Annotated in this window: 24 protein-coding genes and 1 riboswitch; of the genes, 13 read left to right on the forward strand and 11 right to left on the reverse strand. The window is 74.5% G+C overall.

Features of this window, described 5'->3' with window-relative positions; all coding sequences use genetic code 11:
- Positions 1-21: 21 nt before the first annotated feature.
- Both KK617_RS07850 and KK617_RS07855 read right to left on the reverse strand, forming a co-directional pair.
- On the reverse strand, positions 22-1,380 hold the full coding sequence (locus KK617_RS07850; protein ID WP_277499303.1) for an MFS transporter: 1,359 nt from the start codon (positions 1,378-1,380) through the stop codon (positions 22-24).
- Positions 1,367-2,572 (reverse strand): alpha/beta fold hydrolase, encoded by a 1,206-nt coding sequence (locus KK617_RS07855; protein ID WP_277499304.1) that lies wholly within the window; start codon positions 2,570-2,572, stop codon positions 1,367-1,369. Before KK617_RS07855 ends, KK617_RS07850 begins: the two co-directional genes overlap by 14 nt.
- A 94-nt stretch (positions 2,573-2,666) precedes the next feature.
- Between KK617_RS07855 and KK617_RS07860 the strand changes: the two genes are divergently transcribed.
- Positions 2,667-4,127: an FMN-binding glutamate synthase family protein gene (locus KK617_RS07860; RefSeq protein WP_277499305.1), complete on the forward strand. Its 1,461-nt coding sequence runs from the start codon at positions 2,667-2,669 to the stop codon at positions 4,125-4,127.
- Positions 4,128-4,188: 61 nt separating this feature from the next.
- Here the strand turns inward: KK617_RS07860 and KK617_RS07865 are convergent, their stop codons facing one another.
- Positions 4,189-5,631: a trehalose-6-phosphate synthase gene (locus tag KK617_RS07865; protein WP_277499306.1), complete on the reverse strand. Its 1,443-nt coding sequence runs from the start codon at positions 5,629-5,631 to the stop codon at positions 4,189-4,191.
- Between the two features lie 189 nt (positions 5,632-5,820).
- On the opposite strand from KK617_RS07865, the gene KK617_RS07870 reads away from it, so the two are divergent.
- The 7 genes from KK617_RS07870 (at position 5,821) to groL (ending at position 13,053) form a co-directional block, all read left to right on the forward strand.
- The gene (locus KK617_RS07870) at positions 5,821-6,123 is read left to right on the forward strand and encodes a DUF3263 domain-containing protein (protein WP_277499307.1); all 303 of its coding nucleotides are present in this window, start codon (positions 5,821-5,823) and stop codon (positions 6,121-6,123) included.
- Positions 6,124-6,128: 5 nt separating this feature from the next.
- Positions 6,129-6,632, forward strand: a complete 504-nt coding sequence (locus tag KK617_RS07875) for a LytR C-terminal domain-containing protein (protein WP_277499308.1) — start codon at positions 6,129-6,131, stop codon at positions 6,630-6,632.
- Between the two features lie 79 nt (positions 6,633-6,711).
- Positions 6,712-7,557: a trehalose-phosphatase gene (gene otsB / locus KK617_RS07880; RefSeq protein WP_277499309.1), complete on the forward strand. Its 846-nt coding sequence runs from the start codon at positions 6,712-6,714 to the stop codon at positions 7,555-7,557.
- Positions 7,558-7,689: 132 nt separating this feature from the next.
- Positions 7,690-7,828: riboswitch (SAM riboswitch) on the forward strand.
- 9 nt (positions 7,829-7,837) lie between these two features.
- Positions 7,838-9,151 (forward strand): threonine synthase, encoded by a 1,314-nt coding sequence (thrC, locus tag KK617_RS07885; RefSeq protein ID WP_277499311.1) that lies wholly within the window; start codon positions 7,838-7,840, stop codon positions 9,149-9,151.
- A gap of 172 nt (positions 9,152-9,323) precedes the next feature.
- Positions 9,324-10,322 (forward strand): SGNH/GDSL hydrolase family protein, encoded by a 999-nt coding sequence (locus tag KK617_RS07890; RefSeq protein WP_277499312.1) that lies wholly within the window; start codon positions 9,324-9,326, stop codon positions 10,320-10,322.
- A 9-nt stretch (positions 10,323-10,331) separates the two neighbouring features.
- Positions 10,332-11,210: a hypothetical protein gene (locus tag KK617_RS07895; protein WP_277499314.1), complete on the forward strand. Its 879-nt coding sequence runs from the start codon at positions 10,332-10,334 to the stop codon at positions 11,208-11,210.
- Positions 11,211-11,424: 214 nt separating this feature from the next.
- A complete protein-coding gene (groL, locus tag KK617_RS07900; protein WP_277499315.1) occupies positions 11,425-13,053 on the forward strand; it encodes a chaperonin GroEL in 1,629 nt (542 codons plus the stop codon).
- A gap of 67 nt (positions 13,054-13,120) precedes the next feature.
- On the opposite strand, the gene KK617_RS07905 is transcribed toward groL, so the two are convergent.
- From KK617_RS07905 to KK617_RS07915, 3 genes are read right to left on the reverse strand one after another with little or no spacing between them, the layout of a single operon-like run.
- The gene (locus KK617_RS07905) at positions 13,121-13,396 is read right to left on the reverse strand and encodes a DUF3253 domain-containing protein (protein WP_277499316.1); all 276 of its coding nucleotides are present in this window, start codon (positions 13,394-13,396) and stop codon (positions 13,121-13,123) included.
- Positions 13,393-14,205, reverse strand: coding sequence for a hypothetical protein (locus KK617_RS07910; RefSeq protein WP_277499317.1), 813 nt, complete (start codon positions 14,203-14,205; stop codon positions 13,393-13,395). The genes KK617_RS07905 and KK617_RS07910 overlap by 4 nt, the downstream gene beginning before the upstream one ends.
- Positions 14,206-14,265: 60 nt before the next feature.
- On the reverse strand, positions 14,266-14,904 hold the full coding sequence (locus KK617_RS07915; RefSeq protein WP_277499318.1) for an alpha-ketoglutarate-dependent dioxygenase AlkB: 639 nt from the start codon (positions 14,902-14,904) through the stop codon (positions 14,266-14,268).
- Between the two features lie 81 nt (positions 14,905-14,985).
- Between KK617_RS07915 and KK617_RS07920 the strand changes: the two genes are divergently transcribed.
- From KK617_RS07920 to KK617_RS07940, 5 genes are all read left to right on the forward strand, one after another.
- A complete protein-coding gene (locus KK617_RS07920; RefSeq protein WP_277499320.1) occupies positions 14,986-15,783 on the forward strand; it encodes an ABC transporter ATP-binding protein in 798 nt (265 codons plus the stop codon).
- A gap of 50 nt (positions 15,784-15,833) precedes the next feature.
- Positions 15,834-18,365 (forward strand): FtsX-like permease family protein, encoded by a 2,532-nt coding sequence (locus KK617_RS07925; protein ID WP_277499322.1) that lies wholly within the window; start codon positions 15,834-15,836, stop codon positions 18,363-18,365.
- Between the two features lie 115 nt (positions 18,366-18,480).
- Positions 18,481-19,197 (forward strand): GntR family transcriptional regulator, encoded by a 717-nt coding sequence (locus KK617_RS07930; RefSeq protein WP_277499324.1) that lies wholly within the window; start codon positions 18,481-18,483, stop codon positions 19,195-19,197.
- A gap of 76 nt (positions 19,198-19,273) precedes the next feature.
- Positions 19,274-19,822 carry an NTP transferase domain-containing protein gene (locus KK617_RS07935; protein ID WP_277499361.1) on the forward strand — a complete coding sequence of 183 codons (549 nt, stop codon included), beginning with the start codon at positions 19,274-19,276 and terminating at the stop codon, positions 19,820-19,822.
- 76 nt (positions 19,823-19,898) lie between these two features.
- Complete coding sequence (locus KK617_RS07940) at positions 19,899-21,002, forward strand: alpha/beta fold hydrolase (protein ID WP_277499326.1); 1,104 nt, start codon at positions 19,899-19,901, stop codon at positions 21,000-21,002.
- Between the two features lie 11 nt (positions 21,003-21,013).
- Here the strand turns inward: KK617_RS07940 and KK617_RS07945 are convergent, their stop codons facing one another.
- The 5 genes from KK617_RS07945 to KK617_RS07965 all read right to left on the reverse strand — a co-directional run bounded on the left by KK617_RS07945 (position 21,014) and on the right by KK617_RS07965 (position 25,750).
- Entirely contained in the window at positions 21,014-21,364 is a 351-nt protein-coding gene (locus KK617_RS07945) for a hypothetical protein (RefSeq protein WP_277499329.1), read from the reverse strand.
- 105 nt (positions 21,365-21,469) lie between these two features.
- Complete coding sequence (locus KK617_RS07950; RefSeq protein WP_277499330.1) at positions 21,470-22,966, reverse strand: hypothetical protein; 1,497 nt, start codon at positions 22,964-22,966, stop codon at positions 21,470-21,472.
- A gap of 110 nt (positions 22,967-23,076) precedes the next feature.
- Positions 23,077-23,535 (reverse strand): hypothetical protein, encoded by a 459-nt coding sequence (locus KK617_RS07955; protein ID WP_277499332.1) that lies wholly within the window; start codon positions 23,533-23,535, stop codon positions 23,077-23,079.
- Between the two features lie 4 nt (positions 23,536-23,539).
- Positions 23,540-24,514 carry an oxygenase MpaB family protein gene (locus tag KK617_RS07960; protein WP_277499335.1) on the reverse strand — a complete coding sequence of 325 codons (975 nt, stop codon included), beginning with the start codon at positions 24,512-24,514 and terminating at the stop codon, positions 23,540-23,542.
- Positions 24,515-24,574: 60 nt separating this feature from the next.
- A complete protein-coding gene (locus KK617_RS07965) occupies positions 24,575-25,750 on the reverse strand; it encodes an RtcB family protein (protein WP_277499338.1) in 1,176 nt (391 codons plus the stop codon).
- Positions 25,751-25,834: the final 84 nt, after the last annotated feature.

Below are 25,834 nucleotides of genomic sequence, written 5' to 3' on the forward strand. Positions count from 1 at the left end.
GGACGGGGTGCTCGGGCCCGCTCACGCGCTCACCTCGGCGACGGTCGTCGCGTCGAGGGAGTAGCGCCGCAGCCACAGCAGGCTGAGCAGCACCAGCGCGGCGGGCACGAGCGAGAAGCCGAGCGCGATGGCGGTGACGGCCGAGTCCGGCTGCGCGGAGGCGCCCCCGGTGCTCGACACGTAGCCGCCCAGCGCGAGCGCGACGCCGAAGACACCGGGGCCCAGGGCCAGGCCGACGGTCTCGCCCGCGGTCCACACGCCGGTGTAGACGCCGGCCCGGTTCTCCCCGGTGCGGCGCGCGTCGACGGCCGCGGCGTCCGGGAGCATCGCCAGCGGGAAGACCTGGGTGCCGGCGTACCCGACGCCGACCACGGCGACCGCCAGCGCGACGACGACCAGCGGCGCGACGAGGGCGCTGGCGGTCGCGGCGGCGCCCGCCGCCAGCACGAGCGAGGCGACGACGAACCCGCGCTGCTTGCCCACCCGCTCGCCGTACCGGGTCCAGACCGGGGTCAGCACGAGCGCCGGGCCGACGAAGCAGACGAACAGCGGCGTCGCCAGCGACGCGTCCTCGAGCACGTGCCGGGCGAGGTAGTCGACGCCGGCGAGCATGGTGCCGACCGCGAGGGCCTGCACGACGTACGTCGAGAGCAGCAGCCGGAAGTCGTGGGCGCGCGCGACGACCCGCAGCTGGTCGCGCAGGCTGCCGGCCCCCGCGGCGGGGGCGAGGACGGGCGCGCGGCGCGTGCCGACGTACGCCCCGACCACGCCGACGGCGATGAGGACCGCGATCGTCAGGCCCATGGCCCGGTAGCCGTCGCGCCCGCCGACGGCGTCGCGGATGGCCGGCGCGCTCGCGCCCGCCACGAGGATGGTCAGCGCCAGGATCGCGACGCGCCACGTCATCAGCCGGGTGCGCTCGTCGTAGGAGTCGGTGATCTCCGCGGGCATCGCGACGTAGGGCACCTGGAAGAACGCGTACGCCGTCGCGCAGCCCAGGAACGCGACCAGCACCCAGAGCGCCTCGAGCCACTGCGCCCCGAGGCCGGGCGAGGCGAAGACGAGCGCGAAGAGCACGGCCAGGGGCAGCCCGGCGCGCAGCAGCCACGGCCGGCGCGGGCCGCGGGGGTCGCGCGTGCGGTCCGTGATGCGCCCGGCGACCGGGTTGACCACGACGTCCCAGGCCTTCGGGGCGACGACGAGGATGCCGGCCCACAGGGCGGCGACGCCGAGCTCGTCGGTCAGGTAGGGCAGCAGCATGAGGCCCGGCACCGTGCCGAAGGCGCCGGTGGCGACCGAGCCGCTGCCGTAGCCGAGGCGGACGGAGCGGGGGAGCGTGCGGGTGGTGGGGGAGGGCGCCGGGCGCTCAGCCGAACGCACGCGACGCCGCCGATCCGTAGCGGCGGTCGGGGTTGGAGCCGATGCGGTCGGCGCGGGGCGCGCTCGGCGGGGTGGAGCCCGGGCGCGGCGTCGAGCCCGGGCGCGGCGTCGACCACTGGTCGACCCACGCGTCGATGGAGCGCCAGGTCGTCCCCCGCGCCGCGCGGCCGGTCAGCATGCCGAGGTGCCCGCCGGGCACGACCTCGAACTGGACCTCCTCGGCGCCGGTCAGCAGCTCGGTCAGCGGCTTGACCGCGCTGACGGGCGCGATGCCGTCGGTCGCGCCCGCGAACACCAGCACGGGGCAGGTGATGTCGGCGACGCGGATCTCCCGCGGCCCGTCGGGGGTGTCGAGGGGGAAGGTGCCGGAGAGCAGGGCGTTGCCCCGGTACATCCGGTGGTAGAGCTGCCCGAACGAGCGGCCGGGGTAGGCGATCATCCCCGCCGTGAACGCGTTCACGGCCTCCACCTGGGCGAGGAAGTCGGCGTCGTCGAGGTTGGCCGCCAGCGCCAGCGGCTTGGTCACCAGCTTCTGGAAGGCGCTGAGCTGGAAGGCCCACCGCACGAGGGGCCGCGGCGCCCCGCCCATCGTCTGGTAGACCCGCGTGACCGCGCGCAGCTGCGGCGGCAGCACGTCGAGGTTGAGCAGCGGGCGCAGCGGGGCGATGAGCGGCACCTTGCTGAGGTCGAAGGGCGAGCCCACGACGGTGAGCGAGGCGACCGGAAGGTCGGTGTCGCCGGCCAGCGTGAGGGCCGCGAAGATGCCGCCGAGGCTCCACCCGACGACGTGCACGGGGCGCCCGCCGGAGTGCCGCGCGACCTCCCGGATCGCGGTCGGCACCACCTCGGAGATCCAGTGCTCCATCCCGAGGTTGCGGTCGCGGAAGGAGACCTGGCCGTACTCCACGAGGTACGTCGGGCGCCCCTCGGCCACGAGGTGCTCGACCAGCGAGCAGCCCCGCCGCAGGTCGAAGCAGCTCGCCGGCGCCGCGAGCGGCGTCACCAGCAGGACGGGGTCGCCCTTCTCGGGGACCGAGGGGTCCGGGCGGTAGTGGTAGACCTCGCGCAGCTGACCGTCGTCGATGAGCACCCGGGGCATCTTCCGCAGGTCGGCGAGCCCGCCGTAGAGCACCTTGTGCGCCACGTTGCCGGTGGCCGAGATGACCTGGTCGGGCTTCGGGAGGAGGTCCATGGGGGGCAAGGTACTCCGGCGCGCAGGGCCAGGGGAGGGTCTGTTACCCACCGGTCACCTCGCCCGTCGAACGGTCGTGGGGCAAGGTGGGTGGATGAGGTGGACATCCCTGGCCGGTCTCGGCGCCGCGGCCGTCGGCGCCCTCGCCGTGCGCGACGCGACCCAGAAGAAGCACGCCATCCTGCGCAACTACCCGGTCGTCGGCCACGGCCGCTTCCTTGTGGAGCGCTTCGGCCCCGAGCTGCGGCAGTACATCGTGACCTCCAACGACGAGGAGCGGCCCTTCAGCCGCGACCAGCGCCGCTGGGTCTACGCGAGCTCCAAGCTGGAGAACGCGTACGTCGGGTTCGGCACCGACAACGACGTCGAGAACACCGCGGGCTACCCCGTCGTGAAGCACCGCACCTTCGCCGGCAGCGGCCCGGGCACGCACCCGCACAGCGAGGAGGGCGTGCCCCTGCCGGGCCTCAAGGTGCTCGGCGGGCCGCGCGGGCGTCGCCACGCCTTCGTCCCGCCGTCGATCGTCAACGTCTCCGGCATGAGCTTCGGGTCGCTGTCGCACGCGGCGATCACGGCGCTGAACCAGGGCGTCGCGACCGCCGGGGCCTGGCAGAACACCGGCGAGGGCGGGCTCTCGACGTACCACCGCGCCGGGGGCGACCTCGTCTTCCAGATCGGTACGGCGTACTTCGGCTGCCGTGACGCGGAGGGGCGGTTCGACCTCGCCCGGCTCGTGGACCTCGTGGCGTCCGCGCCGGTGCGCGCCATCGAGATCAAGCTGTCCCAGGGCGCGAAGCCGGGCCTCGGCGGGCTGCTGCCGGGCGCGAAGGTGACCCCCGAGATCGCCGAGGTGCGCGGCATCCCCGTCGGCGTCGACTGCGCCTCCCCGAGCCGGCACACGGCCTTCGACAGCGTCGACTCCATGCTCGACCTCGTCGAGCGCGTCGCGGACGCCACCGGGCTGCCGGTCGGCATCAAGTCCGCGGTCGGCAACCTCGACTTCTGGGACGAGCTCGTCGCGCAGATGGCGTCGGGCGAGCGCGGCGTCGACTTCGTCAACATCGACGGGGGCGAGGGCGGCACCGGCGCGGCGCCGCTCATCTTCTCCGACGCCGTGGCCTACCCCTTCCGCATCGGGTTCGCCGAGGTGCGCAAGCGCTTCGACGCCGCCGGGCTGGGGGACCGGGTGACCTTCCTCGGGGCCGGCAAGCTCGGCATCCCGGAGAACGCCGTGGTCGCCTTCGCGCTGGGCGTCGACGTGATCAGCGTCGGCCGCGAGGCGATGCTGGCGCTGGGGTGCATCCAGGCCCAGAAGTGCCACACCGACCGGTGCCCGGTGGGGGTCGCGACGCAGGACCCGCGCTACGTGCGCGGCCTCGACGTGCCGTCGAAGGCCGAGCGGGTCACGAACTACCTCGTGTCGCTGCGCCGCGACCTGCTGAAGGTCGCCGAGGCCGTCGGGGTCGACCACCCGGCGCTCATCACGGTCGACGACATCGACGTGCTCGACGGTGTGACGACGCGGCGCAGCCTGCGCGACGTGTACGGCTACTGAGCGGGGGCGGGGGCGGGGGCGGGGGTGGGTCCGGCCCCGCGGGGCCGGCCGTCCCCGCCCGTCAGGACTTGCGGGCGGGACGGACCGTCTTGCCGTGGTCGGGACGCGTGGCCGACAGCTCCTCGAGGAACCGCGCGGCCCAGAACGCCACGTCCTTCTCCGTCACCGTCTTGCGCATCGCCTTCATGCGGCGACCGCGGTCCTTCGGGTCCGCCTGGTGCGCGGCCAGGAGCGCCTGCTTCATGCCGTTGATGTCGTAGGGGTTGACGAGCCACGCCTGGCGCAGCTCCTCCGCCGCGCCCGCGAACTCCGAGAGCACGAGGGCCCCGTCGTTGTCGTAGCGGCACGCGACGTACTCCTTGGCCACGAGGTTCATCCCGTCGCGGTACGGCGTGACCACCATGACGTCGGCCGCCCGGTAGAGCGCGGCCATCTCCTCGCGGGGGTACGAGGAGTGCAGGTAGGAGATGACGGGGCGCCCGATGCGCCCGAGGTCGCCGTTGATGCGACCCACGAGCCGGTCGATGTCGTCGCGCAGGATCCGGTACTGCTCCACCCGCTCGCGCGACGGCGTCGCGACCTGCACGAACACGGCGTCCTCGACCCCGAAGTGGCCGTCGGCCACGAGCTCGGAGAAGGCGCGCAGCCGGGCGTAGATGCCCTTCGTGTAGTCGAGCCGGTCGATGCCGAGGAAGATCTTGCCCGGGTTGCCGAGCGCCTCCCGGATCGCGCGGGCGCGCCGGTCGACGGTCTCGGAGCGCGCCAGCTCCTCGAACCCGGCGGTGTCGATGCTGATGGGGAACGCGGCCGCCTTCACCATGCGCCCGTCGGGCAGGTAGACCATGTCGCGGTGCGTCTTGTGCCCCACCCGCTGGCGCACGAGCCGGATGAAGTTCTGCGCCGCGCCGGGCAGCTGGAAGCCCACGAGGTCCGCGCCCAGCAGCCCCTCGAGGATCTGGCGGCGCCACGGCAGCTGCTGGAACAGCTCGGTGGGGGGGAACGGGATGTGGAGGTAGAACCCGATCCGCAGGTCGGGGCGCAGGTCGCGCAGCATCTGGGGGACGAGCTGCAGCTGGTAGTCCTGCACCCACACGGTCGCGCCCTCGGCGGCGATCTCCGCGGCGCGCGCGGCGAAGCGCTCGTTGACGCGGACGTAGGAGTCGAACCACTCGCGGTGGAACTCCGGCTTGGCGACGACGTCGTGGTAGAGCGGCCACAGCGTGCTGTTGGAGAAGCCCTCGTAGAACTCGACGACCTCCTCGGCGCTCAGGCCGACGGGGACGAGCTGCAGCCCGTCCTCGACGAACGGCTCGAGGTCGCTGTCGCCGCTCCCGCCGGGCCAGCCGATCCACGCGCCGTCGTTGGCGCGCATGACCGGCTCGAGCGCGCTGACCAGGCCACCCGGCGAGCGGCGCCACCCGACGGAGCCGTCGGGGTTGGTCGTGCGGTCGACGGGGAGTCGGTTGGCGACGATGACGAGGTCTGCCGTGCCTGTGGGAGCCACGCGATCACCCTAGTGGGACGAGGGGCGCGACCCGCCCGGCCTGTCCGGTGGGTCGCGCCGCGACGCACCGCGCGCGTGAATGACACCGTTGTCGTTCGTCGCCTACCATGGCCGGGATCGCGCGTGAGAACGCGCGTGGCGCACCCCGCGGGGCGCGCCGCCGCCCGTCCCCTGCACCAGGAGCTGTCCATGGATGCCGCGAACGCCGTCTCCCCGGACGCACGGAGCGCCGTCGAGGCCGAGGGCCTGTCGGAGCGCGACCTCGAGATCCTCGAGCTCGAGCGCCACTGGTGGAAGTACGCCGGGGCGAAGGAGCAGGCGGTCCGGAACAAGTTCCAGATGAGCTCCACGCGCTACTACCAGGTGCTCAACGCCCTCATCGACAAGCCGGAGGCGCTCGCGGCCGACCCGCTGCTGGTCCGTCGCCTGCGTCGGCTGCGCGCGGCGCGGCAGCGCCAGCGCTCCGCCCGCCGCCTCGGCTTCGACGACTGAGCGCCGTGCGCACCCGTCGCGACGACCGCGGGGCGGCGTACCCCGCCCCCCTCGTCATGCTCAGCGTCATCGCCGTCGCCATGGCCGGCCTCGCCTTCGCCCTCACCGGCGGGGACGACCGGGACGACGAGGTCGTGACGGCCGCCCAGCCGGCCGCCACCTCGGAGGCGACCCCGACCGAGACCGCCACGAGCGCCCCGGCCCCGCCGCCGGCGCCCGAGCCGCCGCCGGTGGACCGCGCACAGGTCGTCGTCGAGGTCTTCAACAACTCGGGCATCCGGGGCCTGGCGTCGCGCACCGGCGACGAGGCCGCCGCCGCCGGCTGGCAGGTCGTCGGGTCCGACAACTGGGTCGGCACGATCCCGGCCTCCACCGTCTACTTCCCCGAGCGGCTCGAGCGCGAGGCGCAGCTGCTCGCCGAGGACCTCGGCATCACCCGCCTCATGCCGGCCGTCGACCCCATGCGGGGCGATCGGCTGACGGTGATCCTCACCGCCGACCGCGCCTGAGGCACCCCCGCGCGGTGTGACGCGGCTCCGGTCGCGATCGATGCCCGCGGCGGTGGCGTTCCGTGGTCCACTGTCCGTCATGGAGTTCTCCTCCCCGAGCGCCGAGCGGCACTACGCCGCGGTGGTGAAGGTGGCGGCCTCGACCGTGGTCGCGCTCGACTTCGACGGCACCCTCTCGCCGATCGTCGACGACCCCGCCACGGCCCACATCCACGACGACGCGCCGGGCGTGCTCGTCGACCTCGCGGTGCACGTGCGCGCCCTCGCCGTGGTGACGGGTCGTCCCGCGCGCCAGGTGCTGGCCCTCGGTGGTCTCGACGAGGTGGGCGAGCTGGTGCACGACGCCGGCAGCGACCTCTACGTCTTCGGGCAGTACGGCAACGAGCGCTGGGACACCCAGGACCGCCGCGTCCGCTCGCCCCGCCCGCCGCACGGGCTCTCGACCTTCCTCGCCGGCCTGCCGAAGGTGCTGCGCACCGCGGACGCCACGGAGGCGTACGTCGAGGAGAAGGGCCTGGCCATCGCGGTCCACACCCGTCGTCTGGCCGACCCGCAGGGCGCGTTCGAGCGCCTCATGCCCCTGGTGTCGGAGCTGGCGGCCGCCAACGAGCTCGGCGTCGAGCCGGGCCGGTCGGTCATCGAGGTGCGCTCGCCGGGCATGCACAAGGGCGAGGCCGTGCGCACGCTGGTGCGCGAGACCCGCGCCGGTGGCTTCGTCTTCGCCGGCGACGACCTCGGCGACGTCGAGGCCTTCAAGGCCGTGGCGGACCTGCGCAACCAGGGGATGCCCGCGCTGCTGGTCTGCTCGGCGTCGGAGGAGCAGAGCGCGCTCGCCGACCTGGCCGACGTCGTCGTACCCGGCCCGGAGGGCGTGCTGGACCTGCTCCGACGGCTCGCCTCCGACGCCGCGTCCGTCCGCGCCTGACGTCGGTCCCGGCCGTGCTCCGCCGCGCCACGGCGGGGTGACGGCCGCGCGTGTCCCAGTGGGTGGACACGTGTCCCACATGACGGTACGACGATTCGCGCCCCGCTCGCGCCCCTCCCTACGCTGACGCACAGCTCATCGAGAGGGACTGAGGGAACGGCCCTGTGAAGTCCCGGCAACCGCCACGTCTCCCTGCCGGCGCCCCGTCGGCAGTCGTGGAAACGGTGCTAATTCCGGCCCACGGCGAGGGACGTCGCGGGGAAGATGAGAAGGAGGACTCATGAGCGCGTCCGTCGTCGAGACCGAGACCACCGCGGGCACCACGCCCGCCACCAGCCCCGCCCCCGGCAGCCCCACCCTCCGCGAGGGCGCGTTCGGCAACGCCACCGCCCTCTCGTGCCGCGAGTGCGGCCACCAGGTGGAGCTGGGTCCCTCCTACGCCTGTCCGGAGTGCTTCGGCCCCCTGGAGGTGGCCTACGACTTCCCGGCGGTGACGCGCGAGGAGATCGAGGCCGGGCCCCGCAACATCTGGCGCTACCAGGCGCTCCTGCCGGTGCCGACCGACATCGCGAGCAGCCCCAACACCGAGCCCGGCTTCACGCGGCTGCTGGAGGCGCGCAACCTGGCCGCGACCCTCGGCCTGGAGAAGCTGTGGGTCAAGGACGACTCGACGAACCCGACGAACTCCTTCAAGGACCGGGTCGTCGCCTGCGCGCTCAGCGCCGCCCGCGAGCTCGGCAGCCGCGTGTTCGCCTGCCCCTCCACCGGGAACCTGGCCAACGCCGTCGCCGCTGCGGGCGCCCGCGCCGGCATCCGCACGGTCGTGTTCATCCCCAGCAACCTCGAGACGCCGAAGGTCGTGAACTCGGCCGTCTTCACCGACTCGCTGGTGGCCGTCGAGGGCAACTACGACGACGTCAACAAGCTGGCCTCCGAGATCGCGGGCGAGGAGGAGGGCTGGGCGTTCGTCAACGTCAACGTGCGCCCCTTCTACGCCGAGGGGTCGAAGACGCTGGGCTACGAGATCGCCGAGCAGCTCGGGTGGCGCCTGCCCGACCAGGTCGTCATCCCCGTCGCCTCGGGCTCGCAGCTGACGAAGGTCGACAAGGCGTTCCAGGAGCTGATCCAGCTCGGTCTGGTCGAGGACAAGCCGTACACGATCTTCGGCGCCCAGGCCACGGGCTGCTCGCCCGTCGCGGCGGCGTTCAAGGACGGCAAGAAGGTCGTCCGCCCGGTCAAGCCCGACACGATCGCCAAGTCGCTCGCCATCGGCAACCCGGCCGACGGGCCCTACGTGCTCGACGTGTGCCGCCGCACCGGCGGGGTCGTCGAGGACGTCAGCGACGACGAGGTGCGCGAGGCCATCGTGCTGCTCGCCCGCACCGAGGGCATCTTCACCGAGACCGCGGGCGGCACCACCGTCGGCGTGCTGAAGAAGCTCGTCGAGACCGGCCAGCTCGACACCACCAAGGAGACGGTGGTCATCAACACGGGCCACGGCCTCAAGACGCTCGACGCCGTCGCCGGGGCGGTCGCGCCGGCCGCGACGATCGCGCCGAACTACGCGGCGTTCGCCGCCACCGGCCTGGCCTGAGCCGCCGCACGGACCGCGCCACGCGGCCCCGCTCCCGGGAGGGGGCGGGGCCGTCGTGCGTCTGCCCGTTGGTGAGCGGTCCCGGGCGGCCGCCTCAAGTGTCGGGGGCAGGGCACGCCGCGTTGGCGGCGCGTTCACCTCGCGCTCGTGCGCGTCGGGCATCAACGAGCGCATGTCTGCTTCGTCGAAGGTGCGCGCCGCGGTCGCGGTCGCGACTGCTGCCGGTGGTGTCGGGGTCGCGGTGGGGTACGGCGGGAGGTCGCTCCTGCGCCGCCAGGCCGCGACGGCGCGGCGCCTCATCGGCAAGCCGCTCGGGGAGCAGGCGCTGGACGCGGACAAGACCTACCGCAAGCGGTACGGCGGGCGGCCCGTCGAGCTGCTCGTCCTCGGCGACTCCATCGCCGCCGGCCTGGGCGCGGAGACGCCCGGCGACACCTTCGGCGCCCGCGTCGCCAAGCACGTCGCGAGCGAGCTGGAGCGCCCCGTGCGGCTGCGCAGCGTCGCGCAGGTCGGCGCCGAGTCGAGCATGCTGGGCGACCAGCTGGCCGTGCTGCCGCCCGACTACCGCGCCGACGTCGCCGTGCTGGTGGTGGGCGGCAACGACGTGACCCACCGCGTGCCCGTCGCCGACTCGGTGCGCCACCTGCGGGAGGCGATCGAGGCGCTCCGCGAGCGGGGCATCCCCGTGGTCGTCGGCACGTGCCCCGACCTCGGTGCCCTGCGTCCCGTGCCCCAGCCGCTGCGCTCGCTCGGCTCGCGGGCCTCGCGCCAGCTCGCCGCCGCGCAGCGGGTCGCCGCCGTCGCCGCCGGCGCCCGCGTGGTCTCGCTCGCCGACGTGGTCGGTCCGTTCTTCATCACCAACCCGGACGAGATGTTCAGCCTCGACCGGTTCCACCCCAGCGCGGCGGGCTACAAGCGCACGGCCAAGGCCGTCCTGCCGTCCGTGCTGGCAGCGCTGGGCCACGTCGACGAGGTGCCGTTCGGGCACCACGCACCCCCCGCCGCCCCGGTCGAGGCCGGGGTCGAAGCAGCGGTCGAGGCAGCGGTCGAGGCAGCGGGGCCGCGCGAGGGCTGGGACGCCGACGACTGGGGCATCGACGACCAGGTCGTGGGCGGGCCGCGCGACCACGCGGACGCGACCGGTCCGGCGGGCACCTCCACGGCGTCCTAGGCTTCCGCGGTGACCGCCGCCGCCCGCCCCGCCGCCCGTCCCACCGTCCTCCTCGCCACCTTCCAGCTCGCCCCGGCGGGCGAGACCGGCGGGGAGCGGCTCGTCGCCGCCCTCGACGCGCGCGGTGTCGACGCCCGATGGGCGGTCTGGGACGACCCGGCCGTCGACTGGGCCGGGGCCGACCTCGTCGCGGTGCGCGCGACGTGGGACTACCACCGCCGGCTGCCCGCCTTCCTGGAGTGGGCGCGCCGTACCGAGGCCGCGACGCGCCTGCTCAACGGCGCCGCCACGTTCGCGTGGAACGCCGACAAGACCTACCTCGTCGGCCTGGCCGAGAGCGTGCCGACGGTGCCGACCCGGGCCGTCGACGACGCCACCCTGCGCCCCGTCCTCGCCGCGGCGACCGCGGACTGGGGGACGGTCGTCGTCAAGCCCGCCACCGGCGCCGGCGGGGTGGGGGTCGTGGTCGTGGACTCCGTGGAGGACCCGCGCCTGGAGGGCCTGACGGCCGGGCCGTGGGTCGTGCAGCCGCTGGTCGCGTCCGTGCGCACGACCGGCGAGACCTCCGTCTTCGTCCTCGACGGGCGTCCCGTGCTGCAGGTGGACAAGCGTCCCGCCGGGGGCGAGGTGCGGGTGCACGAGCAGTACGGCGGGAGCTCCCGCGCCGTGCCGCTGGTCGACGAGATCGCCGTCGTGGCCCGCCGGGCCGTCGAGGCGGCCCAGGAGTTGCGCTCGACGACGCTCGACTACGCCCGCGTCGACCTGCTCCACCACGACGGCGCGTGGGCGGTGAGCGAGCTCGAGCTCATCGAGCCCGGGCTCTACCTCGACGTGGCCCCCGAGATGGCCGAGCACGTCGCCGAGCTCGTCGTGCGGCGCCTCGGCTGACGGCTCGTCTCCTTGCACTCCCGGGGGTCGAGTGCTAGACATTGGACTGGCACTCTCCTGGTGAGAGTGCCACCGAACGTGCAGCACCACCCGGCTCGGTGAGTCGAGGTCAGCAGCGACGGTGGGAAGGGTCCGCCGGTCGGCCTGACCGTCCGTCGCGGGCGACGACCCGGGCCATCCGCACTCTCCAGCAGACAAGGAATCGCAGGAGAACATGTCGAAGCTCATCGCTTTCAACGAGGAGGCCCGGCGCGGTCTCGAGCGTGGGATGAACACCCTCGCCGATGCCGTCAAGGTCACCCTCGGTCCCAAGGGCCGCAACGTCGTGCTCGAGAAGAAGTGGGGTGCCCCCACGATCACCAACGACGGTGTGAGCATCGCCAAGGAGATCGAGCTCGAGGACCCCTACGAGAAGATCGGCGCCGAGCTGGTCAAGGAGGTCGCCAAGAAGACCGACGACGTCGCCGGTGACGGCACGACGACGGCCACCGTCCTCGCGCAGGCGCTGGTCCGCGAGGGTCTGCGCAACGTCGCCGCCGGCTCCAACCCGATCGCCCTCAAGCGGGGCATCGAGGCCGCCGTCGCGTCCGTCTCCGAGCAGCTGCTGGCGCTCGCCAAGGAGATCGAGACCAAGGAGCAGATCGCTGCGACCGCGGCCATCTCCGCCGCCGACCCGACCGTCGGCGACATCATCGCCGAGGCGATGGACAAGGTCGGCAAGGAAGGCGTCATCACCGTCGAGGAGTCGAACACCTTCGGCATCGACCTCGAGCTGACCGAGGGCATGCGGTTCGACAAGGGCTACATCTCGGCCTACTTCGCCACCGACATGGAGCGCATGGAGGCCGTCCTGGAGGACGCCTACCTGCTCCTCGTCGAGAGCAAGATCTCGAACGTGAAGGACCTGCTGCCGCTGCTGGAGAAGGTCATCCAGACCGGCAAGCCGCTCCTCATCATCTCGGAGGACGTCGACGGCGAGGCCCTCTCGACGCTGGTCGTCAACAAGATCCGCGGCACGTTCAAGTCCGTCGCCGTCAAGGCCCCGGGCTTCGGCGACCGCCGCAAGGCCATGCTGCAGGACATCGCGATCCTCACCGGCGGCCAGGTCATCTCCGAGACCGTCGGCCTCTCGCTCGAGACCGCGGGCATCGAGCTCCTCGGCCAGGCGCGCAAGGTCGTCGTCACGAAGGACGAGACCACGATCGTCGAGGGCGCCGGCGACGGCGACCAGATCAACGGTCGCGTCAACCAGATCCGTGCCGAGATCGAGAACAGCGACTCGGACTACGACCGCGAGAAGCTCCAGGAGCGCCTCGCCAAGCTGGCCGGCGGCGTGGCCGTCATCAAGGTCGGCGCGGCCACCGAGGTCGAGCTCAAGGAGCGCAAGCACCGCATCGAGGACGCGGTGCGCAACGCCAAGGCCGCCGTCGAGGAGGGCATCGTCGCCGGTGGTGGCGTCGCCCTCGTCCAGGCCGGTGCCACGGCGTTCGACAAGCTCGAGCTCACGGGCGACGAGGCGACGGGCGCGAACATCGTGCGTCTCGCCATCGAGGCCCCGCTCAAGCAGATCGCGATCAACGCCGGCCTCGAGGGCGGCGTCGTGGCGGAGAAGGTGCGCAACCTGACCCCGGGTCACGGCCTCAACGCCGCCACGGGCGAGTACGTCGACCTCGTCGCCGCGGGCATCATCGACCCGGCGAAGGTGACGCGTTCCGCGCTGCAGAACGCCGCGTCGATCGCCGCGCTGTTCCTCACCACCGAGGCCGTCGTGGCCGACAAGCCGGAGAAGGCGGGCGCCCCCGGTGGCGACCCGACCGGCGGCATGGGCGGCATGGACTTCTGAGTCTGCCGCTCCACCAGCACCACCCGCGAGGCCCTCGCTCCCACCCGGGAGCGGGGGCCTCGTGCCGTCAGCGGGCGCGTCGTACCCGGATCGGTCCGCGCGCGGTGGCGAGGTCGACGACCTCGCCCCCCTGGGTCACCTCGACCCGGCCCTGGCCCACCAGGTCACCGACGACCGCGCGCACCGGGTCCATGAGGGCGCGCCAGTCGCCGTCGTCGCCCGCGACGCGGCGCGCCGCCTCGGAGGGACAGATGGTCGCGCCGGCGGCGCGGGCGTCCAGCAGGTCGTCGACCGCTGCGGCGATCCGGCGGTCGAGGTCGGGCGCGTCGGGGGAGGGGCTCACCCGTCCAGCATGCCGCGCCGGCCCTCGCCGTGCCGGACGCGGTCGCGCGCCCGGTCGGCCGCCCGCGCACGGCGCTCGCCCACGAGCCGGCGCCAGTGCGCCTCGTGGTCGAAGCGGACGCGGGCGACCCGCACGGCGCCGGGGTGGAAGCGCAGGCGCGGCGCGTAGGCGAGCTCGCAACGGGCGCTCAGGTACTCGTCGGCGCCCAGCACGTGCGAGATGTAGAAGAGCGCGGCGCGGCTCGACAGGCCCAGGAGGTGCTCGGTCGAGAGGGCCACGTGGAATCCCTCGTCCACCGCCGCGCCGCGCGCCATCGGCGCCGTGTCGCACCGGGTCCAGCCCAGGTCGACGTACGGCGCGCCGCACCCGCCGCGCTGCTGCTCGAGGAAGGCGTCGAGCTCGACGTCGAGGACGGCCTCCACGTCGCACGCGCTGCGGGTGTCGAGGCTGACCGCGCACGCGGCGTCCGCCAGCCAGGCGTCGAGGTCGTCGGCCCCGACGTCGTCGACGGTGGTGCCCGCGGCGGGTGCGGCGGCGAGCACCGCGCGGAGGCAGTGGTCGTCGACCGCGCCGGCGAGCTGGAGCATCAGCTCGTGCTGGACGCGGTCGACGTCGTCGGCGTTCGTGCGGTCGAACTGGGCGGGCGCGGTGCGGACGACGACGTCGTGCCGGCGGTCGTGCCGGTCCGGCGTGTCCTCCTCCAGGTAGTGGGGCGAGTGGCGGGCGAACGCGCTGTGACCCTCGAAGGTGCCACCGCGCTCGTCGTCCTCCTCCAGGCGGACGGAGGTGCCGGCATCGAGATCGGTCATGGGCGCCGAGCCTAGGGTCGGCGGGCGGCCTGGCGCCTCCGGTTTTCCCGGCCCGCCGGGTCAGAAGACCCCGGCGGGGCGGAACTGCACCGACAGGCGCGGGCCCGCGTGGGCGACCTTCGGCACGGCGTGCTCCCACGTGCGCTGGCACGAGCCGCCCATGACGACGAGGTCCCCGTGACCCATCACGAACGACAGGGCCTCGCCCCCGCCGCGCGGGCGCAGCGCGAGCCGCCGCGGGTCGCCGACCGAGACGATGGCGACCATCGTGTCGTGGGTGGACCCGCGACCGATGGTGTCGCCGTGCCAAGCCACCGAGTCGTGGCCGTCGCGGTAGTAGCAGCAGCCCGCCGTCGTGAACGGCTCGCCCAGCTCGTCGGCGTAGTGCGCGCTCAGCTCGTCCCGCGCGCGCTCCAGGGCGGGGTGGGGCAGGGACTGGCCCGCGCCGTACGTGTGGAGCAGGCGCGGCACGTCGACCACCCGGTCGTACATCTGGCGCCGCTCGGCCCGCCACGGCACGCGCGTCACGAGCGCGTCGAACACCGCGTCCGCGTCGGCGGCCAGCCAGTCGCGCGCCACGTCCACCCAGGCGCCCGCGCTGAGCTCGTGCCGCTCCACCCGGCCGGCCAGGCCGGCCCCGGCGTCCGCCCCGGCCTCGGCCTCGGGCGCTGTCGCGAAGAGGGTCGCCTGGAAGTCCATGGCGGGAGCGTAGTCGAACAGGTGTGCGACCGACCAGGGCTCGCCCTGGTGCCGTGACCGGGCACCCGGGAGAGTGGGTGCATGAGGCCCGAGCCCGATGCGACGCCGGCGCCGACCCCGTCGCGCCCCCCGGCGGTCCGCGTGCGCGACCTCGTGCGCACGTACGGCGCGGGCGAGTCCCGCGTCCACGCCCTCGACGGCGTCACGCTCGACATCGGGCGCGGCGAGTTCACCGCCGTGATGGGCCCGAGCGGCTCCGGCAAGTCGACGCTCATGCACTGCTGCGCGGGTCTCGACACGCCGGACTCGGGTTCGGTCGTGCTGGGCGACACCGAACTGGTGGGGCTCGGCGACCGCGAGCTCACCCGGCTGCGGCGCGACCGCGTGGGGTTCGTCTTCCAGTCGTTCAACCTCGTGCCCACGCTCACGGCGGAGGAGAACATCCTCCTGCCGCTGGCGATCGCGGGCCGCAAGCCGGACCCGGACGTGCTGGCCTCGGTCATCGCCACCGTCGGACTCGCGCCCCGACTGCGCCACAAGCCGAACGAGCTGTCGGGCGGGCAGCAGCAGCGGGTGGCCATCGCCCGCGCCCTCGTGAGCCGCCCCGACGTCGTCTTCGCCGACGAGCCGACCGGCAACCTCGACTCGCGCTCCGGCGCCGAGGTGCTCGGGCTCCTGCGGCGCAGCGCGGACGAGGTCGGCCAGACGGTCGTCATGGTCACCCACGACGCGGTCGCCGCGGCCTTCACCGACCGCGTCGTGCTGCTCGCCGACGGTCGCGTCGTGGACGAGCTGCGCGCGCCCGACCGCGAGCAGGTGCTGGCGGCCATGGCCCGGACCGACCCCGGCGTGGCGCCCGCGCCGAGCGGCGACGCCTGATGCTCCGCGCGGCCTGGCGGAGCCTGCTCGGACGCAAGGTGCGCCTGGTGATGAGCACGTTCGCCGTCGTGCTCGGGGTGGCCTTCACCTCCGGCTCGCTCATGTTCTCCGACACCCTCGAGCGCTCCTTCACGTCGCTGTTCTCCTCCACCGTGGGCGACGTCGTCGTGCGGCCCGCGTCCGGCACCGGGTTGGGTGGCCCGGGTGGGCCGGGCGGCACGAGCCGCACCGTGCCGGCCTCCCTCGTCGGCGAGCTCGCCGCCGAGCTGACGGGCGGCGGCGGCGCGGCCCGGGTCGACGGCAAGGTCACCGTGCCGGGCGTCAACGTCGTCGACGTCGACGGCAAGGTGGTCGGGGCCCAGGGGGCGCCGGGGCTCGGCCTGGGGTTCGACACCGCCCCGAGCGCGGGCGGCGGGGAGGGGCTGAACCTGACCGCCGGGCGCGCGCCCGAGGGCGAGGCCGAGGTGGCGCTCGACGCGGCGACGGCGGAGCGGGCCGGCTACGAGCTCGGCGACACCGTCTCCCTCGTGACGGCGTCCGAGCGCCCGACGCTCTCGGCGACCCTGGTCGGCCTCGTCGCCTTCGGGGACCGGGCCTCGCTGAACGGCGCGACGGTGACGGTGCTCGAGATGCCAGTTGCCCAGACCCTGCTCCTCGGCGAGCCGGACGCCTACACCGAGGTGTGGGTCAGCGCCGCCGACGGCACCTCGCAGACCGAGCTGCGCGACGCGGTGGCGCCCCTGCTGCCCGACGGCGTCGAGGCGGTGACGGGGGAGCAGGCCTCCGACGAGACCGCCTCGGTGCTGCTCGAGGCCATCTCGTTCCTCACCACCTTCCTGCTCATCTTCGCCGGCATCGCGCTCGTCGTCGGCGGCTTCCTCATCGTCAACACGTTCTCGATGCTCGTCGCCCAGCGCAGCCGCGAGCTCGCCCTCCTGCGCGCCCTCGGCGCCTCCCGCGGCCAGGTGGTGCGCTCGGTGCAGCTGGAGGCGCTCGTGCTCGGCCTCGTCGGCTCGACCCTCGGCCTGGGGCTCGGTGTCGTGCTCGCGATCGCCATCCGCACGCTCTTCGGCCGGTTCGGGCTCGACCTCGAGGGCCAGCCGCTCGTGCTGGAGCCGCGCACGGTCCTCGCGGCGTACGCGGTGGGCGTGCTCGTCACGATGGCCGCGGCCTGGGGACCGGCGCGCCGCACCACCCGCATCGCCCCCGTGCAGGCGCTGCGCGACGACGTGGCCCTCCCCGAGACGACCATCCGCCGCCGCAGCCTGCTGGGGCTGGTGCTGGTCGCGGGCGGGGCGGTGGCCGTGCTGCTCGGCCTGCGGCTCGTCGGCGACGTGCCCCGCCCGTTCTGGTGGCTCGGCGCCGGGGTCCTGGCCGTGCTCCTCGGGGTCTCGGCCGCGAGCCCGCTGCTCGGGCGGCCGGTGCTGCTGGCGGCGCACGCGCTCTACCGCCGGGCCTTCGGGACGGTGGGGGACCTCGCGGGCCTCAACGCCCTGCGCAACCCCCGTCGTACGACGGCCACGGCGTCGGCGCTGATGATCGGGCTCGCGCTGGCCTCGACGATGGCGATCCTCGGCGACTCCGCCAAGGCGTCCGTCGACAAGACCATCGCCGACTCGTTCCCCGGCGACTTCGTCGTCAGCAACCAGGTCGGGCAGGGGTTCTCGACCGCGGTGGCCGGGGCGATGCGCGAGGTGGAGGGCGTCGAGAGCCTGGTGGCGCTGCGCTACGGCGTCGTCGAGGTCGACGGCGGGCCCCAGGGCCTCGCCGGTCTCGACCCCGCCGACCTCGGACGCGGGCTCGAGCTGGAGGTCGTCGAGGGCGACCTCGCCGACCTGCGGGACGGCACGGTCGTCGTCGACACCGAGGAGGCCGAGGAGGAGGGCATCGCGGTGGGCGACGAGCTGGTCGTCGGCACGGTCGGCGGCGAGCGCACGCTCCCGGTGGTCGCGCTGGTCGAGCCGGACCCGGTCATCGGGTTCCCCCTCGCGACGACGACCGGCACGCTCCTCGACGCCGGCTACCGCGACGTCGACTCCACCCTCGTCGTCGAGGTCGCCGAGGACGCCCCCGGAGGGCTGGTGGGGACGCAGGAGCGTCTCGACGCCGTGGTCGCCGACAACCCGCTGCTGACGGTGAAGGACCAGGCGGACTACGCCGCGGAGCAGCGCGAGCCCATCGACCAGCTCGTGCTCGTCGTGCTGGCCCTGCTCGGTCTCGCCCTCGTCATCGCGGTGCTCGGCATCGTCAACACCCTCGCCCTGTCCGTGGTGGAGCGCACGCGGGAGGTCGGCCTGCTGCGCGCCGTGGGGCTGGGCCGGGGGCAGCTGCGCTGGATGATCACGCTGGAGTCGGTGGTGATCGCGCTGCTCGGCGCCGTCCTGGGGCTCGTGCTCGGGGTGGTGCTCGGCGTCGTGCTCATGCGCGCCCTGCGCGACGAGGGCCTGGAGGTCGTCAGCGTGCCCGTCGACCAGCTCGCCGCCTTCGGCGTCGCCGCGCTCGTCGTGGGGGTGCTCGCCGCCGTCCTGCCGGCGCGCCGCGCCGCCCGCCTCGACGTGCTGGGCGCCGTCGGCACGGAGTGACGCAGGCCTGGTCTGGTCCACGGCCGGTCCGCCTGGTCCGTTCTCGGGAAACCTGGTACGGAAATTGAGGTCGAAATGCCGGACACGGGTGCCCCGGGGTCCCTACGGTGAGCCCGTGGACAACGCGGTGGTGGTCGAGCGGGAGCCGCTCAAGCACGTGCAGGTACGTGAGTACGTGCGGGACCTCGTGGGCGAGTGCGCGCCGGGTACGCCGGCTCCCTCGGAACGCGAGCTGGTGCAGCGCTTCGGCGTCGCACGCATGACGGTGCGCCAGGCGATGGACGCGCTCGTCGCGGAGGGCCTGCTCGAGCGGATGCCCGGACGGGGCACGTTCGTGGCCAAGCCCCGCAACCAGGTCGGGCGCCTGCTCAGCTACACCTCCGAGATGCAGCGCCGCGGGCTCCTGCCGGAGTCGCAGACCATCCTCGCGCGGCGCGAGCAGGCCGGCCCCGGCGTGGCCCGGGCCCTCGACCTCACCGAGGGCGACGCCGTCATCCACTGGAAGCGCCTGCGGCGCGCCGACGGCCAGCCGATGTGCATCGAGGACGCCTACCTCAACGAGGTGCTGCTCCCCGGTTTCCTGCAGAGCGGCATGCCGACGAGCCTCTACCACGCGCTGTCGATGCGCGGCCTGCGCCCGAGCTGGGCGGAGGACTCGGTGACGGCCGACGTGCCGACCGCCGAGGAGGCCCAGGCGCTCGAGATCGGCCTGGGTACGCCGGTGCTCCGCGTCGCGCGTCGCGCCGTCGCGGGCGACAAGGTCGTCGAGGTGTCGCGCTCGGTCTACCGCTCCGACCGCTTCACCCTCTACGTGCAGCTCAGCGACGACTGAGCCCGGCGTCATCGAGCCCGCCGCACCCGCCGCACCCGCCGCACCCGCCGGGCGACCGGCCGTCGTCGGCCTCCTCCTGGCGGCTGGCGCGGGCCGGCGCATGGGCCGGCCGAAGGCGCTCGTCGACGACTGGCTGACGCGGTCGGTCGCCACCCTGCGCGCCGGCGGCTGTCCCCGGGTCCTCGTCGTGCTCGGGGCCGAGGCCGCGGCGGCACGCGCCCTGCTCGACGCCGGCCCCGTCCCGCACCCCGCCGAGGACGTCGTGGTCGCCGCCGACTGGGCGGACGGCATGGGCGCCTCGCTGCGGGCGGGGCTGTCCGCCGCACCCTCCGACGCCCCCGGTGTGCTCGTGCACCTGGTCGACCTGCCCGACGTGGGACCCGACGTCGTACGACGGGTGCTCGCCGCCTGGAGCGGCCCGGCGACGGCCGCGCGCGCGGCGTACGGCGACCCCGCCGATCCCCGCCCCGGCCACCCCGTGCTGCTCGGTCGCGACCACCTCGACGCGGCGGGAGCGGTCGCGGGCGGCGACCAGGGTGCCCGGCGGCTGCTCGCCCGGGTGGGCGCCACGTCGGTGTGGTGCGGCGACCTCGCCGGCGGCGCCGACGTCGACCACCGTCCCTGACGCAGCCGCCCCGCACGCGGTCGTCCGGACGGACCCGCTGGCTACGCTGACGGGGTCCACCCGTGCAGGAGGAACCATGACCCCGCTCGCGCCCCTCCGGCCCGTTCCTCCCCACCGGCGCGCCGTGCGCCTCGCCGCCGCCGTGCTGGCCCTCGCGCTCGCCGCGGGCGCGTGCAGCGGCGCGTCCGACGACACGGCGGACGGCTCGGGCTCCGCGTCGTCGGCCCCCGCGTCCCCGGCCCCGCCGTCGGCGTCCTCGTCGGCGTCGGCCCCGTCCTCGACCAGTACGGCGGACGCCCTCCCCGCCGCACCTCACGAGCTGTCGCTGCCCACCCTGATGCGCGAGGAGATGGCCGGCGGCCCGCTGCAGCGGGTGCGGGAGACGGCGGCCGAGGGGCCCTACCGACGCTTCGAGGTCACCTACGACAGCTCCGGCACGACGGTCTCCGGCGTGCTGCTGGTGCCGGAGGGCGCGGGGCCGTTCCCGGCCGTCGTGCTCGCGCACGGCTACATCGAGCCGTCGGCCTACGTCACGGGCCAGGGCATGCGCCGCGAGCAGGACCGGCTCGCCCGGGCGGGGTACGTCGTGCTCCACACCGACTACCGGGGCCACGCGGCGTCGTCGCCCGCGAGCGACCTCGACCGGGAGTCGCGCCTCGGCTACACCCGCGACGTCGTCAACGCGGTGCGGTCGCTCGAGCGGGAGCCGGTCGTCGACGCGGCGCGCACGGCGGTGGTCGGTCGCTCCATGGGCGGCGCGGTGGCCTACAACGTGCTCGTCGCGCAGCCGGGCCTTGTCGACGCGGCGGTCGTCTTCGCGCCGGTCAGCTCCGACTTCGTCGACAACTACGAGCGCTGGGCCGTGCCCGAGCGGGCCGAGGTGGTCGAGCGGCTCACCGCGGGCGTCGGCACGCCCGCGGAGAACCCCGCGTTCTACGCGGGGCTGTCGGCCCGGACGTACGCCGACCGGATCACCGAGCCGGTCCTCATCCACCACGGCACCGCCGACGACACGTGCCCGGTGGTGTGGTCGGAGGAGACGCAGGCGGCGTTCACGGCCGCCGGGGTCGACAGCACGCTGCTGACCTACCCGGGGGAGGGGCACGCCTTCGGCCCGCAGTTCGAGGTGTCGATGGAGCGCACCATCGCGTTCCTGGGCGAGCACCTCACCAGCGCCTGAGGCCCCAGGCGTCAGGCGGCGGTGAGCCGCCCGAGCGGCGCGATCGCCTGGCCGGAGTTCTCGCACACCCAGTGCGGGTCCGGCCCACCGATCTCGGGGTCGACCCGCAGCGCGTGCTCCTCCACCGAGGGACACGTGGTGCAGGTCGGCCACCGCGACCCGCGGTCGAGCAGGGCGTCCTGCACGTCGGTGGCCACGAGCCCGGCCACGAAGGCGAGGCCGTCGGGCCACTGCTCGACCCACCAGCGGCGCTCCGACAGCGCGTTCTCCAGCAGCGACACACCCTCCGCGTCCGCGAAGCCGCGCGCCCCGAGGTCGGCGAGGACGAGGGCGCGGGCGGAGAGCAGCTCGACGTCGGACATGCCCCCATTCTCCGACCGCGCCCAACCACGACGCCCCCGAGCGCCGGGTGGCGGTCGGGGGCGTCAGGGACGGGCCGTGGGGGTCGGGCCGTCAGGTCCGGTGCGTCAGGGGGTCGGCGTGACCGTCACGGTGACCGTGGTGGTCGGGTTGCTCGTGGCGGAGGGCGCCGGGGTGGTCGGGCTGGCCGTGGCGGTGCTCGTCGGCGTGGCCGTCACGGTGACGGTGGTCGTCGGGGCGGGCGCGGTCGTCGTGGGCGCCGTGGTCGGCGCGGTCGTCGGGGCCGTGGTCGTCGGGCTCGCCGTGGGCTCGGTGGTGGGCGTGGTCGGCGGGATGCACAACGCGTTCTGCGGGTGGCCGACGGCGCGCAGGCCGAGGCGGCCGACGTTCGCGACCTGGCCCTGGCGGATGGTGAAGGCCGTCGTGGTGAGGCCGGCGTACTGGCACTGGTCGTTGCCGCCGGTGCCCCACTTCACCCAGCCGCCGTCGGGCCGCTCCAGGACGAGCTTGTAGCCGCCGTTGCTGCGCAGGGCGCCGTTGATGGTGAAGCGGCCGCTCGGCGAGGTCCACGCGCTGCCGACGGGCGCGCCGTACTTGTCGAAGAGGCGCACGAGCACGCTCGGCAGGCCGCGGTCGGTGACGCGGGCGTCGGTGACGGAGCCGGTGACGGAGCCTCCGCGCTGCACGAGCTCGAAGGCGGAGAACAGGACGCCGCCGGCCGGCACGTGGCGCCCGCCCGGCAGCGCGCCGGTGCGGCCCAGGTAGTTGCCCATGTCGGGGACGGTCACGCTGTAGGCGCCGGGCGCGACGCCGGCGAAGTTGACGGTGCCGTTCGTGGCGCGCGCGACGTACCACTGGCCGCTGCTGCGGTTGGTGGCCGTCACCCAGCCGGTGCCCCGCAGGTCCTGCCCGCCGCCGACGACGTTCACGACGAGCGAGCCGGCGCGGTAGTTGAGCTTGATCGCGATGTTCGTGTTGGCCCCGACGCGGCGGCTGGGGAGGTAGGTGCTGCCGGCGGCCCACTGGCGGCGCGCGTCGTAGGTGAAGACCGAGTAGTTGCCGGCCGGCATGCCGGCGACGGCGAACTGGCCGTTGTTATTGGCCGTCGTCTCGAAGGACTGGCCGTACTGGTTCGCGGCGACCACCCGGGCGTAGGAGCCGACGCCGCCGCCGGTCGTCACGGTGCCGGTGATGCTGACGCCCTTGCGCATGACCGCGTCGGCCTGCCGGGTCTGGCCGGGGACGACGGGGACGTAGAGGTCGGCGGGCGCGAACCGGTTGGTGTCGTACGTCGGGCGGGTGTCGGTCACCTGGATCCGGTAGGTGCCGGCGACGACCGGGATCGAGTACGTCGAGCGGGCCGTCGTGTAGCCCAGCTGCTTCCAGTTGCGGTCGAACAAGGTGACCTTGACGGCCCCGCCCCACAGCTGCCCGTTGGCCTGGCGGATCGCCCCGACGAGGCGGGCGTTCGTGGCGGTCGCGGCCTCGGCCCGCGAGCCGACGGAGGTGGAGCCGACGGCGACGGCCGCGCCCGCGACGAGCACGAGCAGCGCGACGAGGGCGGCGAGCGCGTGGCGGCGCGCGGGCGACAGGGCAGCAAGCATCAGGGCGACTCCGGGGAGGGATTGGCGCGGCCGGATCCGCGCCGCCGCCAGCCTAGGGTCGGCGTCCCGCGCCCGCCTTCAAGAAGGTCGCAAGTGACGGGGAAGATCCGTCAGGCGAGCCAGAGCGCGACGTTGAGCGTCAGCGCCAGCAGGACGACGACCATGAGCAGCAGGAACGCCCACAGGCCCGGCCGCTGCTGCGGGACGTGCCCGATCCGACCACCGACGAACGCGACGTAGGGCGGCGCGTAGAAGACGGGCACGACGTCGCCCGGTCGGGCGTGGAACTGCACCGTGGCCCGGCCCTGCTGGAAGATCCAGTGGAGGTAGCACTCCACCTGCACCGGCCCGGGTGGGATCGGGAGGCGGTTGCCGCCGTAGGAGACCCGCGCCGGCACCCCGTTGACCAGCGCGCGCGGGCCGTTGAGCGCCGACGTCAGCGCGTTGCCCTTGACGTGGAGGTCGAGCCACGCCGGCGGGTACGCCGGCTGCTGGCCGTACGGCTGCTGGCCGTACGGCGGCTGGTGGGGCGGGCGCGGCGGCGGCGGCTGGTACGGCGGCGGGTGCACGCGCTCATCCTCGCGCGTCGGCGGCCCCCGCGGTGGTGGAAGCGCGCAGCTCGTCGACGACGTCGCGGTCCGACGTCATGGCCCACCGCACGGTCGCGGTCGACAGCCGGCCCAGGACGGGCACGACGGTGCGCTCGGTCAGCGGCAGGTAGGGCAGACGCAGCGGCAGCCGCGTCCAGGCCGGCATGAGCCCGACCGCGGCGGCGGCGAGCACGCCGTACGGCGCGCGGGCCGGCAGCGGGAGCGGGGGCTTGAGCAGCAGGTAGCGCACGGCCTCCCGGGCCTCGGGCGTCGCGCGGAGCTCGGGGCGGTAGGCGGCGAGGGTCTCGTCGAGCTCGGCCCGGCTGCGGGGGACGTCGGTGGCGCCGAGGGCCTCGGCGACGTGGGCGGCCTGCGCGACGTACGTGTCGGTGTCCTCCGGCGACAGCGGCTCGGCGCCGTAGGCCCGGTGCGCGGCGAGGAAGCTGTCGATCTCGGCGACGTGGACCCAGCGCAGCAGGTGGGGGTCGGAGGCGGCGTAGGGCACGCCGTCGCGCGTCGTGCCCGTGATGCGCTCGTGGATGCGGCGGATCGCGCTGATCGCCGCGTCGGCGTCCGCGTCGGTCGCGAAGGTGGTGGTGGCGAGGAACGTGGCGGTGCGGTTGAGCCGCCCCCACATGTCCTCGCGGTAGGCCGAGTGCTGCGCGACGCCGGCCATGGCCGAGGGGTGCAGCGTCTGGAGCATCAGCGCCCGCATGCCGCCGACGAACATGGACGCGTCGCCGTGCACCCGGCCGATGGGGTCGTCGACCGAGAAGCGCCGCGGACCGGGTCGGCCGTGGATGCGGGCCCGCATGCGCTCGCCGTCCGGCCCCGCGACCCGGGTGAAGAGTGCCTGGCCCAGGCGCTGCCGGGCGTCCGCGACCACCGGGCCCACGACCGGCGTGAGCACGGGGGACAGCACGGGGCCGACCACGGGACCGATGAGGGGGACGCGCATCCCTCCATCGTGCCCCGCGGCCGGTACCCGGACCAGGACGTCGGCTGGTCGCCGTACCGCTCAGTCGCCCTTGACGTTGACGAGCTGGTGCAGCACGTGGCGGACCCGCACGAGGTCGGCCGCGTCCTCCATCACCCGGTCGATCGGCTTGTAGGCCGCCGGGATCTCGTCGAGGAACGCGACGGTGTCGCGGTACTCGATGCCCGCCATGGACTCCTGCAGCTGCGCGCGGGTGAACGTCTTCCGGGCGCGCGTCCGGGAGTACTCCCGGCCCGCGCCGTGCGGCGCCGAGTGGAGCGCGTCCGCGTTGCCACGGCCCACCACGACGTACGACGCCGTGCCCATCGACCCGGGGATGAGCCCGGGGCGACCCGCCTCCGCGTTGATGGCGCCCTTGCGCGAGAGCCAGACGCGGCGGCCGAAGTGCTCCTCCGGCTCGGTGTAGTTGTGGTGGCAGTTGATGGACTCGACGCGCTCGACCGGCCCGGGCTCGCCGACCCACGCCGAGAACTCGGCGACGACCCGGTCCATCATCTCCTCGCGGTTGAGCAGCGCGTAGTGCTGCGCCCACTGCATCTCGATGATGTAGGCGTCGAACTCCGGCGTGCCCTCGGTGAGGTAGGCGAGGTCGCGGTGCGGCAGGTCCACGCCGGCCTGCTCGCACTGCCGCCGCGCGACCGCGATGTGCCGCTGGGCGATCTCGTTGCCCACGCCGCGCGAGCCGGAGTGCAGGAACAGCCACACCCGGTGCTGCTCGTCGGCGGTCACCTCGATGAAGTGGTTGCCGGAGCCGAGCGTGCCGAGCTGCAGCTCCCAGCGAGCCGCGTAGCGGGCGGGGTCGAACCCCGCGGCCTCCGCCCGCGCCGCCAGGTCGTCGAGCCGGGCGCGCGTGTGGTCGCGGCGGACGTCGCGGTTCGCCGCGCCCGCGGAGAGCGGTACGACGCGCTCGATCGCCTCGCGCAGCGCGCGCCGGTCGGCGGGCAGCCGGCCGGTCGTCCAGGCGGTGCGGACCGCGATCATGCCGCAGCCGATGTCGACGCCGACGGCGGCGGGCATGACGGCGCCGAGGGTCGGGATGACCGACCCCACGGTGGCGCCCAGGCCGAGGTGCGCGTCGGGCATCAGGGCCACGTGCGGGTGGATGAACGGCATCGTGGCCGTCGTGACCGCCTGCGCGCGGGTGTCCTCCTCGAGGATCGACGCCCAGCTCATGAGCGTCGGGGTGATCTGCTCCATCGTCGTCCTGCCGTCGTCCCTCTCCGGTCTCGTCCCGCACCGGTCGGCGCGGGTGCGGCGACCACCCGGCCGCCGCGTCCCGCA

The sequence above is a fragment of the Nocardioides sp. ChNu-99 genome, from assembly GCF_029493445.1.
GTDB lineage: Bacteria > Actinomycetota > Actinomycetes > Propionibacteriales > Nocardioidaceae > Nocardioides.